Here is a 15,468-nt window from a genome sequence, read left to right as displayed (position 1 = left end):
AATAATAAAAACATTAAAATTTAGAATAAAATGGCAGACGTAAAAGCTATTGCTGAAGAATTAGTTAATTTGACAGTTAAGGAAGTAAATGAGTTGGCTACAGTCCTAAAGGACGAGTATGGAATTGAACCTGCTGCTGCAGCTGTTGCTGTTGCTGCTGGTCCTGCTGCAGGTGGTGCAGCTGCTGCAGCTGAGGAAAAATCATCTTTTGATGTTATCCTCGCTGAAGTTGGTGCTACAAAGCTACAGGTAGTAAAGGCTGTTAAAGAAGCTTGTGGTCTTGGTTTGAAAGAAGCTAAGGATCTAGTTGATGGTGTTCCTTCTACATTGAAAGAGGGTATGACCAAAGACGAGGCTGAAAACTTGAAGAAAACTATCGAAGCTGCAGGTGCTAAGGTAGAACTCAAGTAATAACTTGTTATACAATAAAATTTGGTTAAGATTCTCTAAGTAAGAGAGTCTTAACCTTTTTTGCGTTTTTATTTAGAAAATAGTATTATTATCATTATCTGCTAATGGCTTCAAAAATCGTTGATAACAGAGTAAATTTTGCCAGCGTAAAGAATCCGATGCCCTATCCGGATTTTCTCGATGTGCAATTAAAGTCTTTCAAAGACTTCCTTCAGTTGGACACACCGCCTGAGGAACGTAAGAATGACGGATTATATAAGGTGTTCTCAGAGAACTTCCCTATAACCGACACTCGTAATAATTTTGTTCTTGAGTTCTTGGATTACTATATTGATCCGCCTCGCTATTCTATAGATGAATGTTTGGAGCGTGGACTTACATATAGCGTACCTTTAAAGGCTAAGTTGAAATTGTCTTGTACTGACCCGGAGCACGAAGACTTTAATACGGTTGTTCAGGATGTATTCCTAGGACCGATACCGTATATGACAGATAATGGCACATTTATTATCAATGGTGCTGAACGTGTTGTTGTTTCACAGTTACACCGTTCTCCTGGTGTTTTCTTTGGTCAAAGTGTTCATGCAAATGGAACATTATTATACTCAGCTCGTATAATTCCATTCAAGGGTTCTTGGATTGAATTTGCTACTGACATAAATAATGTTATGTATGCATACATTGATCGTAAGAAAAAGTTACCTGTAACAACTCTTTTGCGTGCCATCGGTTTCGAGAATGATAAGAATATTCTTGAAATATTTGATTTAGCCGAGGAAGTTAAGGTTAATAAGAAGGAACTATCAAAATGCGTAGGACGTAAATTGGCTGCGAGGGTTTTGAAAAGTTGGACAGAAGATTTTGTTGATGAGGATACAGGTGAGGTAGTTTCAATAGAACGTAATGAGGTTATTATTGAGCGTGAAACTATTCTTGATGAAGACAACATCGCAGAGATAATTGAAAGTGGTGCACATACTGTGCTTGTTCATAAGGATGAGTCTGTAGCATCTGATTTTTCAATTATATTTAATACATTACAAAAAGACCCTAGTAACTCTGAAAAAGAGGCTGTAACTTATATATATAGACAGCTTCGTAATGCAGATCCACCTGACGATAGTACTGCTCGTGAGGTCATCCAAGGTCTATTCTTTTCTGATAAGAGATATGATTTGGGTGAAGTCGGACGGTATCGCATAAATAGAAAATTAGGACTTGATACAGGAATGGATGTCCGTGTCTTGACAAAAGAGGATATAATAGAGATTATTAAGTACCTAATTCAGCTTATTAATTCTAAAGCTGCAGTTGATGATATTGACCATTTGAGCAACCGTCGCGTAAGGACTGTTGGAGAGCAGTTGGGCAATCAGTTCTCTATAGGTTTGGCACGTATGAGCCGCACTATAAAGGAACGTATGAATGTACGTGATAATGAGGTGTTTACTCCAACAGACTTGATTAATGCTAAGACTATATCTAGTGTTATCAATTCATTTTTTGGAACAAATGCCCTTTCTCAGTTTATGGATCAGACTAACCCTCTTGCTGAAGTAACTCATAAGCGCCGTATGTCGGCATTAGGCCCTGGAGGTCTTTCTCGTGAGCGTGCCGGTTTTGAGGTTCGTGATGTGCATTATACGCATTATGGTCGTCTTTGTCCTATTGAGAGTCCTGAAGGACCTAATATTGGTCTGATATCTTCTTTATGTGTATATGCAAAGATAAATCAACTTGGTTTCATAGAGACACCTTACCGTAAAGTAAGCAATTCTAAAGTAGATCTTGATAATAAGGACGTCATATACTTTACAGCTGAAGATGAATCAGATGTAATTATTGGACAGGGAAATGCTCCTCTTAATGATGATGGAACATTTATACGTGATCTTGTAAAATGTCGTCAGGATGCTGATTATCCAGTTGTTCCTCCTTCTGAGGTTCAATTGATGGATGTATCTCCTCAGCAGATCGCTTCTATTGCTGCAGCTTTGATTCCATTCTTGGAGCATGATGATGCTCACCGTGCATTGATGGGTTCTAACATGATGCGTCAGGCAGTCCCATTGCTTCATAATGAAGCTCCTATAGTAGGCACTGGAATTGAAAAACAGGTTTGTGAGGATTCTCGTACTATGGTAACTGCAGAGGGTGAGGGTGTTATCGAATATGTAGATGCAACAACAATTCGTATTCTTTATGACCGTACAGAGGAAGAAGAGTATGTAAGTTTTGAACCCGCTCTCAAGGAATATCGTATACCTAAGTTCCGTCGTACAAACCAAAGCATGACTATAGATTTACGCCCTATATGTACTAAAGGACAAAGGGTTAAGGCTGGAGATATACTTACAGAGGGATATGCTACAGAAAATGGAGAATTAGCTCTTGGACGTAATCTTCTAGTCGCTTATATGCCTTGGAAAGGTTATAACTATGAGGATGCCATCGTTCTTAACGAACGAATTGTACGTGAGGATGTATTAACATCTGTACATGTTGATGAATACTCTCTTGATGTGCGCGAAACTAAACGAGGTGTTGAGGAGTTCACAAGTGACATCCCTAATGTAAGTGAAGAAGCTACAAAAGATTTGGATGACAATGGTATCATAAGGGTTGGTGCTCGTGTAGAACCTGGTGATATCCTAATTGGTAAAATTTCACCTAAAGGTGAGAGTGATCCTTCTCCTGAGGAGAAATTGCTTCGTGCTATTTTTGGAGATAAAGCTGGAGATGTTAAGGATTCTTCTCTTAAAGCCAATCCATCGCTTACAGGTGTGGTTCTTGATAAAAAATTATTTTCTCGTGCGGTAAAGACCCGTCAATCAAAGCAGCAAGATAAAATTATCTTACAGAAAATTGATGATGAATATGTAGCCAAACTTGAAGATCTAAAAGCAATACTCATTGCTAAAATAGAAACTCTTACAAAAGATAAAATATGCCAAGGCATTAAAGATTATGCTGGTATAGAACTTATTAATAAAGGGTGTAAATTTAATGATAAGGATGTAATTGCTCACATTGCTGCTCTTGAATTCTCTGATATTCAGGTGAACAAGTGGACAAATGATGATCATACCAATGATCTTATCGCTAAACTTATTATAAACTTCTTGAAGAAGTCTAAATTGCTTGATGCAGAACAAAAACGTAGGAAGTTCGCTATTACAATAGGTGATGAACTACCTTCAGGAATTCTTCAGATGGCAAAAGTTTATGTTGCTAAAAAGCGTAAAATAGGTGTTGGTGATAAACTAGCTGGACGTCATGGAAATAAGGGTATCGTTTCTAAAATTGTACGTCAGGAAGATATGCCATTCTTAGAGGATGGCCGTCCTGTCGATTTGGTGCTCAACCCGTTGGGTGTGCCTTCTCGTATGAATTTAGGACAGATATTTGAAGCTATTCTTGGTGCTGCCGGAAGAAAACTTGGAATAAAATTTGCTACGCCTATTTTTGATGGTGCAAAACTTGCTGATCTTCAGGAATGGACCGATAAAGCAGGTCTTCCAAGACTTTGTTCTACTCATCTTTATGATGGTGAAACAGGCGAACGTTTCGATCAGCCTGCTACTGTAGGTATAACATACTTCTTGAAACTTGGGCATATGGTAGAGGATAAGATGCATGCTCGTAGCATTGGTCCGTATTCTCTTATTACACAACAGCCTCTAGGTGGTAAGGCACAATTTGGTGGACAGCGTTTCGGAGAGATGGAGGTTTGGGCTCTTGAGGCATTTGGCGCAAGTCATGTATTACAGGAAGTCTTAACTATCAAGTCTGATGATGTCGTAGGACGTTCGAAGGCTTACGAAGCAATTGTTAAAGGAGAACCAATGCCAACACCTGGTATACCTGAATCTCTTAACGTGTTGCTGCACGAATTGAGAGGATTAGGTTTAAGCATAACTCTAGATTAACAGTCAAACTCTTTACATAACAACATAGATATAACAATTATGGCTTTTAAAAAAGATTCAAAGATAAAGAGTGTATTTACGAAGATTACCATAGGACTTGCTTCTCCTGAAGAAATCCTAGAAAATTCGTATGGTGAGGTTACAAAACCAGAAACCATAAATTATCGTACATATAAGCCTGAACGTGATGGTTTGTTCTGCGAGCGTATATTTGGTCCAACAAAGGATTATGAATGTGCTTGTGGCAAGTATAAACGTATTAGGTATAAAGGTATTGTATGTGACAGATGTGGTGTGGAAGTAACAGAGAAAAAAGTACGTCGTGAACGTTCTGGTCATATCGAATTGGTCGTTCCTGTTGCACATATTTGGTACTTCCGTTCTTTGCCTAATAAAATAGGTTATTTACTTGGACTACCTACTAAGAAACTTGATGCTATCGTTTATTATGAACGATATGTCGTTATTCAGGCAGGCATTGTTGCTGGTAGAAAAGACCAGGATGATAATGAGCTAAACGGTTCTCATAAAATGGACTTGTTGTCTGAAGATGAATATAATGACATTGTAGATAATTTACCTCAGGAAAATGAGTATCTAGAAGATAATGATCCTAATAAGTTCATCGCAAAGATGGGCGCTGAGGCAATTTATGATCTTTTGGCTCGTCTTGATTTGGATTCTTTATCATACGAACTGCGTGACCGTGCAAATAGCGATTCATCTCAACAGCGTAAAAATGAAGCTTTGAAACGTTTACAGGTGGTAGAAGCTTTTAGAAGTAGTACTGGAATTAACAGGCCTGAGTGGATGATAATGAAAATTATCCCTGTTATACCACCAGAGTTGCGTCCTTTGGTTCCACTTGATGGTGGACGTTTTGCTACATCTGATTTAAATGACTTGTATCGTCGTGTCATTATACGTAATAACCGTTTGAAGAGACTTATGGAAATTAAGGCTCCTGAAGTTATTTTACGTAATGAAAAGCGTATGCTACAGGAGGCTGTTGATAGCTTGTTTGATAATTCGCGTAAGAGTAGTGCGGTAAAGAGTGATTCTAACCGTCCGTTAAAATCGCTTTCTGATTCATTAAAAGGTAAACAAGGTCGTTTCCGTCAAAATCTTCTTGGTAAACGTGTTGACTATTCTGCGCGTTCAGTTATTGTTGTTGGTCCTGAATTGAAGATGGGTGAATGTGGACTTCCAAAATTGATGGCTGCAGAACTATATAAACCGTTTATCATTCGTAAACTGATTGAACGTGGTATTGTAAAAACGGTTAAGAGTGCTAAAAAGATTGTTGATCGTCGTGAACCGGTTATTTGGGATATACTTGAAAATGTTATGAAAGGACATCCTGTTATGCTTAACCGTGCTCCTACATTACACCGTCTTGGTATACAGGCTTTCCAGCCTAAACTTATTGAAGGTAAAGCTATCCAGTTGCATCCATTGGCTTGTACTGCGTTTAATGCTGACTTTGATGGTGACCAAATGGCTGTTCATCTTCCATTAAGTAATGAAGCTGTTCTTGAGGCTCAGATATTGATGCTTCAAAGTCATAATATCCTTAATCCTGCAAACGGAGCTCCTATAACAGTACCTTCACAGGATATGGTTCTTGGTCTTTATTATATAACAAAGTTACGCCCTGATGCAAAAGGTGAGGGATTGACATTTTATGGTCCTGAAGAGGCAATTATTGCTCATAATGAAGGCAAATGTGATGTTCATGCTCGTGTACATGTAATAGTTAATGATCTTGATGAAAATGGTAACATTGTCAAAAAGATGGTTGAAACATCTGTTGGTCGTGTTATTGTAAATGGAATAATACCTGATGAAGTTGGATTTATTAATGCTGTTATATCAAAGAAAAGCCTTCGTGATATTATTGCAAAAGTAATTAAGACTACAGGCGCAGCGAGAGCTTGCGAATTCCTTGATGGAATTAAAAATCTTGGTTATAAAATGGCTTATCTAGCAGGACTTTCATTTAATCTTGATGATATTATAGTTCCACCAGAAAAGGAAACATTAGTTAAAAAAGGTAACGAAGAGGTTCGTCAGATTACTGAAAACTATAATATGGGATTCATAACTGATAATGAACGTTATAATCAGGTAATTGATACATGGACTCATGTTAATAATGATTTGGGAAATGTATTGATGAAAGAAATGACGGAAGCGGATAAAGGATTCAATGCTGTGTTTATGATGCTTGACTCAGGTGCCCGTGGTTCAAAAGATCAGATTCGTCAGTTATCTGGTATGCGTGGACTTATGGCTAAGCCTCAGAAAGCAGGTGCTGAAGGTGCTCAGATTATTGAAAACCCTATTCTTTCAAACTTCAAGGAAGGTATGAGTGTGCTTGAATACTTTATATCTACTCATGGTGCTCGTAAAGGTCTTGCTGATACTGCTATGAAAACAGCTGATGCTGGGTATTTGACTCGTCGTCTAGTTGATGTTTCTCATGACGTAATCATAAATGAAGATGATTGTGGAACACTACGTGGACTTGTTTGTACAGCTCTTAAAAATGGAGATGAGGTTATTTCTACCCTATATGAACGTATTTTGGGTCGTGTGTCTGTACATGATATAATACATCCGACAACTGGAGAACTTATTATTTCAGCTGGTGAGGAAATTACTGAACCAATTGCTCAAATTATAGAAGATAGTCCAATTGAAAGTGTTGAGATTCGTTCTGTTCTTACTTGTGAAAGTAAACATGGCGTATGTAAAAAATGTTATGGACGTAACCTAGCTACAAGTCGTATGGTTCAGAAAGGTGAGGCAGTAGGTGTTATTGCAGCCCAGGCTATTGGTGAACCTGGAACTCAGCTTACACTTCGTACGTTCCATGCTGGTGGTGTTGCTGCTAACGCAGCAGCCAATGCAGCAATTGTCGCTAAAAATGATTGCAAGTTGGAATTCGAAGAATTGCGTACAGTTCCATTTGACGAAGAAGGTAAGGAATGTCAAATGGTTGTTAGCCGACTCACTGAGTTACGTTTTGTTGATGCGAATACAAAAATTGTCTTGTCTACTGTGAATGTACCTTATGGTTCTTCATTGTATTTCAAAGATGGTGATAGTGTAAAGAAAGGTCAGAAAATAGCACAATGGGATCCTTTCAATGCGGTAATCGTAACTGAAAATGCAGGAACATTGAAATTTAATGATGTGATTGAAGGCGTTACCTATCGTGCAGAGACGGATGAAACTTCAGGTCTTACCGAAAAGATTATAACTGAGTCTAAAGATAAAAATAAAGTTCCTACTTGTGATATCCTTGACTCTGCAGGTGAGGTAGTCCGCACATATAACTTTCCAGTTGGTGGTCACTTGAATGTTGATGACGGGCAAACCGTTAAGACAGGTGAGACTATCGTTAAGATTCCACGTGCAGTTGGAAAGGCCGGTGATATCACAGGAGGTCTTCCTCGTGTTACAGAACTATTTGAGGCCCGCAATCCTTCAAATCCGGCTGTAGTATCCGAAGTAGATGGTGTTGTTACTATGGGTAAGGTTAAACGTGGTAATCGTGAGGTTATAGTAACTAGCAAAACAGGTGAACAACGTAAGTACCTTGTAAACTTAGGAAAGCAAATTCTTGTTCAGCAAGATGATGCTGTGCGCGCAGGTACACCTTTATCAGATGGAGTTATAACACCAGCAGACATCCTTGCTATTAAAGGTCCTACAGCAGTACAAGAATATATTGTAAACGAAGTACAAGATGTTTATCGTCTGCAGGGTGTTAAAATCAATGATAAGCATTTCGAAATAATTGTTCGGCAGATGATGCGCAAGGTCCAGATTAATGATCCAGGCGATACTATCTTTTTGGAGCAAGAAATAGTTGATAAACTAGATTTTGCAGAAGAAAACGACCGCATATGGGGTAAAAAGGTAGTTTTGGATATAGGTGACAGTGATACATTGAGAAAGGGCCAAATTGTTACAGCTCGTAAATTGCGTGACGAAAATTCACTTCTTAAACGTAGAGACCTTAAATTAATTCAGGTTCGCGATGCTGTACCTGCTACTTCTACACAGATATTGCAGGGTATTACTCGTGCTGCGTTGCAGACAAAGAGCTTTATGTCTGCTGCATCATTCCAGGAAACCACAAAGGTTTTGAATGAGGCTGCTATTCGTGGAAAGGTTGATAGACTAGAGGGCATGAAAGAAAATGTAATTTGTGGACACTTAATACCTGCAGGTACAGGCCTAAGAGAGTTCGACAAATTAGTAGTTGGGTCTAAAGAAGAATATGAGCGTATGATTGCTAATAAACGAAATGTTATTGATTTCGCAGGTCAGCAGTCTGATGCTATTCAAGCAGATCAGAAAACCGTAGAATAAAAACCTTAATATTTAGGGCTATAACAATAATGTTGTTATAGCCCTTATTTTTTCAATAAGCATTCTTTATTATAAGTGCAGAATTTACTATTTATGATGTGTCTTTATTTTATGTGATTAACTCAAGTCTTGTTTGAGTCCATAAATAATTTAAAAAAGCTTTATGTCTTGTTTCTTGTTTTTTGAAATAAAATGTTTACCTTTGTATCAGAGACTATAAAAAATAATAAAATGATTGATGAACCAAACAAAACACAAGGACAATTTCAAATTGATTTGCCACAAGATTTAGCTCAAGGTGAATATGCAAATTTTGCTATAATAACACATTCCAGTTCTGATTTTGTACTAGATTTTGCGAGTATATTACCGGGCGTACCTAAAGCTGTTGTCCGTAGTAGGGTAATAATAGCCCCTGAGCATGCTAAACGTCTTTTGCAGGCTTTACAAGAGAATATATTGCGGTATGAAAATGAATTTGGAAAAATAAAAGTTCCTGATCAACAAGAGCGTGCAATAGCACCTTTTACTATAAATAAGGGTGAAGCGTAAACGCTTTGCACTTCTACATGCTTAATTTCGGTATAATCGATAGCCTAATTATCGATATATACTGATGTGTATGTGAATTAAAGTTAAAGAAGTATATATTGAGTAAAAAATATAGCGTATACTTTTTTTTGGACCTTCTTAAATTAGGTATTTTGAATAATTCTTAGTACCTTTGCAGCCCAAAATGGTCTATTGTGATCATTGCATAAAAGTTGATAATAATAAAATAATATATAAATTAAAAAAGTAATAAAATGCCTACAATTCAACAATTGGTAAGAAAAGGTAGAAAAGTGCTTGTTGACAAGAGCAAATCACCAGCTTTGGATTCATGTCCTCAGCGTCGTGGCGTTTGTGTTCGTGTTTATACAACAACACCTAAGAAGCCTAATTCGGCAATGAGAAAAGTTGCCCGTGTTCGTTTAACAAACCAGAAAGAGGTAAACTCTTACATACCGGGAGAAGGACATAACTTACAAGAACACTCTATCGTTTTGGTTCGCGGTGGACGTGTTAAGGACCTCCCAGGTGTACGTTATCACATTGTTCGTGGTACTTTGGATACAGCTGGCGTAGCTAACCGTACACAACGTCGTTCTAAATACGGAGCTAAACGTCCTAAAACTAAGAAGTAAACCTATAAAGGTTAATAATTTATTAAACGTTTTGCTGGAGAAATGTTATACAGGTTGAGTAAATGCTTGAGAGTAAGCGTTGAAGAACAATAAATACAACCCCATGCAGAATTAATTTTTAAACAAAATGAGAAAAGCAAAACCAAAGAAACGTGTGATCTTACCGGATCCCGTTTACAATGACCAAAAGGTCTCAAAATTCGTAAATCACCTGATGTATGATGGGAAAAAAAGTACTTCATATGAAATTTTCTACAATGCTCTAGATGCAGTTAAAGAGAAAATGGCAAATGAGGAAAAATCTTCTCTCGAAATCTGGAAAAATGCTCTTGATAATATAACACCGCAAGTGGAAGTTAAAAGTCGCCGTATTGGTGGTGCAACTTTTCAGGTGCCTACAGAAGTCCGCGCTGATCGTAAGGAGAGTATATCAATGAAAAATATGATAGCTTTCGCTCGTAAACGTGGCGGTAAATCTATGGCTGAGAAACTAGCTGCTGAAATAATGGATGCTTTTAATAATCAGGGTGGCGCTTATAAACGCAAAGAAGACATGCACCGCATGGCTGAAGCAAACCGCGCTTTTGCCCACTTTAGATTCTAATAGTAATATATAAAGGTAAAAAGAATCATGGCAAAACAAGATTTACATTTGACTCGTAATATCGGTATCATGGCTCATATTGATGCCGGTAAAACTACAACTTCTGAGCGTATCTTGTATTATACCGGAAAAACTCATAAGATTGGTGAAGTGCATGATGGTGCAGCTACAATGGACTGGATGGCTCAAGAGCAAGAACGTGGTATTACTATTACCTCAGCCGCTACTACATGTAACTGGAACTGGAATGGTGATGAATATAAAATAAATTTGATTGATACTCCAGGGCATGTTGACTTTACAGCTGAAGTTGAACGTTCTCTTCGTGTTCTTGATGGAGCAGTAGCAACTTATTCTGCTGCAGATGGAGTTCAACCACAGTCTGAGACTGTTTGGCGTCAAGCAGATAAGTATAATGTTCCACGTATTGGCTATGTTAATAAAATGGACCGTTCTGGCGCAGACTTTTTTGAGACTGTTGAACAGATGAAAACTATACTGGGAGCAAATCCGATTGTTCTACAGGTGCCAATCGGTGCAGAGGAAAACTTTAAGGGTGTTGTTGATCTTATTAAAATGAAGGCTATCCTATGGCACGATGAGACAATGGGAGCTGAATATTCTATTGAAGATATACCAGCAGACCTTAAGGACGAATGCGATGAGTGGAGAAATAAACTTCTTGAGGCAGCTACTGAATATGATGAAGCTTTGATGGAAAAATATTTTGATGATCCCGCTTCAATTTCGGAAGAAGAAATTATCGCAGCGATTCGTAAGGGTACCGTTAAAATGGATTGTACTCCTATGATATGTGGATCTTCATATAAAAATAAAGGTGTACAACCATTATTGGATTATACATGTGCTTTCTTACCATCTCCCCTTGATACTGAAAATATTGTTGGAAGTAATCCGGATACAGATGAGGAAGAAGACCGCAAGCCAAGTGATGAAGAACCAACATCAGCTTTAGCGTTTAAGATAGCAACTGACCCTTATATGGGGCGTTTGGTGTTTTTCCGTGTATATTCAGGTAAAATAGCAGCAGGCTCTTATGTTTATAATCCTCGTTCTGGTAAGAAGGAACGTATAAGTCGTTTATTCCAGATGAACTCAAATAAGGAAATCGCAATGGAATCGATAGATGCTGGTGATATTGGAGCTGGTGTTGGATTTAAGGATATACGTACAGGAGATACTCTTTGTGATGAAAATCATCCTATTGTACTTGAATCAATGTCATTCCCTGATACTGTTATTTCGGTTGCTGTAGAACCAAAGAGTCAAGCTGATGTAGCCAAGATGGATACTGGTCTTTCTAAACTGGCAGAAGAAGATCCTACATTTACAGTTCGTACTGATGAACAGAGCGGACAAACTATTATCTCAGGTATGGGTGAACTTCATCTAGATATCATTATTGATCGTTTGAAACGTGAATTTAAGGTGGAATGTAACCAAGGAAAACCGCAAGTTAACTATAAAGAGGCAATTACTAAAACGGTTAATCTCCGTGAGGTTTATAAGAAACAGAGTGGTGGCCGTGGTAAATTCGCTGATATTATTGTTAATGTAGGCCCTGTAGATGCTGACTTTAAAGATGGTGGACTTCAATTTGTAAACGAGGTCAAAGGTGGTAATATTCCTAAGGAATTTATTCCTTCTGTTCAGAAAGGCTTTGAGAATGCAATGAAGAATGGTGTACTTGGTGGCTATCCAGTGGACAGCCTGAAAGTCGTCCTTGTGGATGGTTCATTCCATCCTGTTGACTCGGATCAGTTGTCTTTCGAACTTGCAGCAATCAATGCATATAAGAATGGATGTATTAAAGCAGGTCCTGTACTTATGGAACCAATCATGAAACTTGAAGTGATAACTCCAGAAGAGAATATGGGTGATGTTATAGGTGACTTGAATAAACGTCGTGGACAGGTTGAAGGAATGGATGAAGCTCGTAGCGGAGCCCGTGTAATCAAAGCAATGGTCCCTCTATCTGAAATGTTTGGATATGTGACAGCTCTCCGTACTATTACATCTGGACGTGCTACAAGCTCAATGGAATATGATCATCATGCTCCTATGTCAAGTTCAATTGCTAAGGCTGTCCTTGAAGAAGTAAAGGGACGTGCGGATTTAGTGTAGAAAATCTAATTAGATAAGAATCGGGGAACTGTTTAGCGAATGACTCTTAAACAGTTTACCCCTTTTCTCTAGTTATAATTTAATAATAAAAATAATGAGTCAGAAAATTAGAATTAAGCTGAAGTCTTATGACCATAAATTGGTTGATAAGTCAGCAGAAAAAATTGTGAAGGCTGTAAAGGCAACAGGCGCTATTGTTAGCGGTCCTATTCCATTGCCAACACACAAACGTATCTATACGGTGAACCGTAGTACATTCGTTAATAAGAAAGCTCGTGAACAGTTCCAACTGAGCGACTTTAAGCGTCTTATAGACATATATAGCTCTACAGCTAAAACCGTCGACGCGCTTATGAAACTTGAATTACCAAGCGGTGTTGAAGTAGAAATCAAAGTATAGTAATTTTTAATATTAATTGAAATGCCAGGATTAATTGGAAAAAAAATCGGAATGACATCCGTTTTCAGTGCCGACGGTAAAAATGTACCGTGCACTGTTATCGAAGCTGGTCCTTGTGTTGTTACCCAAGTTAAAACTGTCGAAACAGATGGTTACAAGGCAATTCAGCTAGGTTTTGGTGAAGCTAAAGAAAAGAACACCACAAAACCTATGATGGGATGCTTTAAAAAAGCGGGTACAACACCTAAGAGACACTTGGTTGAGTTCAAATTTAATGAAGAGTATAATCTAGGTGATACAATCACTGTAGATATCTTCGAAGGAGCAAATTTTGTTGACGTTGTAGGAACATCAAAGGGACATGGCTTCCAAGGTGTTGTAAAGCGTCATGGATTCGGTGGAGTTGGTCAGAGTACTCACGGTCAGGATGACCGTCTGCGTAAGCCAGGTTCAATCGGTGCTTGTTCTTATCCAGCCAAGGTTTTTAAAGGAATGCGCATGGGTGGTCAAATGGGAGGAGATAGAGTAACTACTCAAAACCTCAAAGTGTTAAAAGTAATACCGGAACATAACCTTATTCTTGTTAAGGGTTCTGTAGCTGGTTGTATTGGTTCAACCGTATTAATTGAGAAATAATGGAAATTAACGTATTAAATATCAAAGGTGAAGACACTGGAAGAAAGGTTACGTTAAACGAATCTATCTTCGGAATAGAACCTAATGACCATGTCCTTTATCTTGATGTAAAGCAATATCTCGCTAATCAGCGTCAGGGTACGGCTAAATCAAAGGAAAGAAGTGAAATTTCTGGTTCGACTCGTAAGTTGGGACGCCAGAAAGGTGGCGGTGGTGCTCGTCGTGGTGATATTAATTCACCTATACTAGTTGGTGGTGCCCGTGTTTTCGGTCCAAAGCCACGCGATTATCGTTTTAAATTAAACAAAAAAGTAAAAGTTCTTGCCCGTAAGGGTGCTTTGTCTTACAAGGCAAAAGATAATGCTATACTTATTGTTGAAGATTTTAATTTCGAGACTCCTAAGACTAAAGAGTTCATAGAAATGTCAAAAAATCTTAAAGTTGACGGCAGAAAAGTACTATACGTTTTGCCAGAAGCAAATAAAAGCGTATATTTGTCAGCTCGCAACTTACAACGTAGCGAAGTTATACTAGCTTCTGCTCTCAATGCTTATAAAGTTTTGAATGCAGATGTAATTGTTGTGACAGAAAAATCGTTGTCAACTATCGATGGAATCTTAACAAAATAAGGAGGCAATAATTATGGCAAATATAATAAAACCATTAGTCACTGAGAAAATGACTAAAGTAACAGAGAAGCAGCCTAGTCGCTATGGCTTCATTGTGCGTCCTGAAGCAAATAAGCTTGAACTTAAGAAAGAAATCGAGGGACTGTACAATGTTACAGTAATGGATGTAAACACTGTTCGCTATGCAGGTAAACGCTCAAGCCGTTATACAAAGGCAGGTCTTGTTAAAGGACAGAAAAATGCGTTTAAGAAAGCAATCGTCACATTAAAAGACGGTGAAACTATAGATTTTTACAGCAATATTTAAATAAAAATGGCAGTACGTAAATTAAAACCGGTAACCCCGGGTCAAAGACACAAAATTATTGGTACGTTCGAGGACATTACTGCATCCGTACCAGAAAAGTCTCTCGTTTACGGTAAACGTTCTTCAGGTGGTAGAAATAACACTGGTAAAATGACGGTTCGTTATATCGGCGGTGGTCATAAAAAGAAGTATCGTTTGATAGACTTTAAACGTGAGAAAGATGGTGTTCCAGCTGTAGTGAAAACAATTGAATACGATCCGAATCGTTCGGCTCGTATTGCTTTGTTGAATTATGCTGATGGTGAAAAACGTTACATTATTGCTCCTAATGGATTGCAAGTTGGTGCAACTTTGATGTCTGGCAAGGATGCGGTTCCAGAAATTGGTAATTCACTTCCTCTTGCTAACATTCCTGTTGGTACTGTAATTCATAATATTGAATTACGTCCAGGACAAGGTGCATTGCTCGTTCGTTCGGCTGGTAATTTTGCACAGTTGACTTCTCGTGAAGGTAGTTATTGTGTTATAAAACTTCCTTCTGGCGAAACACGCCAGATTTTAAGTGCTTGTAAGGCTACTATCGGTAGTGTGGGAAATTCAGATCATGCTCTTGAGCAGTCTGGTAAGGCTGGTCGCTCACGTTGGTTGGGTCGCCGTCCTCATAACCGTGGTGTTGTTATGAACCCTGTTGATCACCCAATGGGTGGTGGTGAAGGACGTCAGTCTGGAGGACACCCTCGTTCACGTAAGGGCTTATATGCTAAGGGTCTTAAGACAAGAGCTCCTAAGAAGCTTTCTAACAAGTATATTATCGAAAGAGCTAATAAATAACAAAGT

General features: G+C 38.3%; 12 protein-coding genes. All 12 read left to right on the top strand.

The genetic code is table 11. The features are described 5' to 3' along the window. Window positions 1-30 precede the first annotated feature (30 nt). The 12 genes from rplL (at window position 31) to rplB (ending at window position 15,462) form a co-directional block, all read left to right on the top strand. Window positions 31-411 (top strand): 50S ribosomal protein L7/L12, encoded by a 381-nt coding sequence (gene rplL, locus XYLOR_RS09020; RefSeq protein WP_036878664.1) that lies wholly within the window; start codon window positions 31-33, stop codon window positions 409-411. A 104-nt stretch (window positions 412-515) separates the two neighbouring features. Next, a complete protein-coding gene (gene rpoB / locus XYLOR_RS09015; protein WP_036878661.1) occupies window positions 516-4,340 on the top strand; it encodes a DNA-directed RNA polymerase subunit beta in 3,825 nt (1,274 codons plus the stop codon). Window positions 4,341-4,379: 39 nt separating this feature from the next. Further along, window positions 4,380-8,723 carry a DNA-directed RNA polymerase subunit beta' gene (gene rpoC, locus XYLOR_RS09010; protein WP_036878655.1) on the top strand — a complete coding sequence of 1,448 codons (4,344 nt, stop codon included), beginning with the start codon at window positions 4,380-4,382 and terminating at the stop codon, window positions 8,721-8,723. A gap of 231 nt (window positions 8,724-8,954) precedes the next feature. Continuing rightward, window positions 8,955-9,275, top strand: coding sequence for a DUF3467 domain-containing protein (locus XYLOR_RS09005; protein ID WP_036880970.1), 321 nt, complete (start codon window positions 8,955-8,957; stop codon window positions 9,273-9,275). 254 nt (window positions 9,276-9,529) lie between these two features. Beyond that, window positions 9,530-9,910, top strand: a complete 381-nt coding sequence (gene rpsL / locus XYLOR_RS09000; RefSeq protein WP_036878653.1) for a 30S ribosomal protein S12 — start codon at window positions 9,530-9,532, stop codon at window positions 9,908-9,910. A gap of 127 nt (window positions 9,911-10,037) precedes the next feature. After that, the gene (gene rpsG / locus XYLOR_RS08995) at window positions 10,038-10,514 is read left to right on the top strand and encodes a 30S ribosomal protein S7 (protein WP_036878652.1); all 477 of its coding nucleotides are present in this window, start codon (window positions 10,038-10,040) and stop codon (window positions 10,512-10,514) included. 27 nt (window positions 10,515-10,541) lie between these two features. Then, window positions 10,542-12,659: an elongation factor G gene (fusA, locus tag XYLOR_RS08990; protein ID WP_036878650.1), complete on the top strand. Its 2,118-nt coding sequence runs from the start codon at window positions 10,542-10,544 to the stop codon at window positions 12,657-12,659. A gap of 94 nt (window positions 12,660-12,753) precedes the next feature. Beyond that, window positions 12,754-13,059 (top strand): 30S ribosomal protein S10, encoded by a 306-nt coding sequence (gene rpsJ, locus XYLOR_RS08985; RefSeq protein ID WP_021582852.1) that lies wholly within the window; start codon window positions 12,754-12,756, stop codon window positions 13,057-13,059. Window positions 13,060-13,080: 21 nt separating this feature from the next. Then, a complete protein-coding gene (gene rplC / locus XYLOR_RS08980) occupies window positions 13,081-13,695 on the top strand; it encodes a 50S ribosomal protein L3 (RefSeq protein ID WP_036878645.1) in 615 nt (204 codons plus the stop codon). Further along, entirely contained in the window at window positions 13,695-14,324 is a 630-nt protein-coding gene (gene rplD, locus XYLOR_RS08975) for a 50S ribosomal protein L4 (RefSeq protein ID WP_036878643.1), read from the top strand. Before rplC ends, rplD begins: the two co-directional genes overlap by 1 nt. A 13-nt stretch (window positions 14,325-14,337) precedes the next feature. Further along, a complete protein-coding gene (rplW, locus tag XYLOR_RS08970) occupies window positions 14,338-14,631 on the top strand; it encodes a 50S ribosomal protein L23 (protein WP_036878639.1) in 294 nt (97 codons plus the stop codon). 6 nt (window positions 14,632-14,637) lie between these two features. Next, window positions 14,638-15,462 (top strand): 50S ribosomal protein L2, encoded by an 825-nt coding sequence (gene rplB / locus XYLOR_RS08965; RefSeq protein WP_036878636.1) that lies wholly within the window; start codon window positions 14,638-14,640, stop codon window positions 15,460-15,462. Window positions 15,463-15,468 lie beyond the last annotated feature (6 nt).

It is taken from the genome of Xylanibacter oryzae DSM 17970 (assembly GCF_000585355.1).
Lineage (GTDB): Bacteria > Bacteroidota > Bacteroidia > Bacteroidales > Bacteroidaceae > Prevotella > Prevotella oryzae.
The sequence above is the reverse complement of the archived record's forward strand: the minus strand, read 5'-3'. Positions and strand labels throughout refer to the sequence as shown.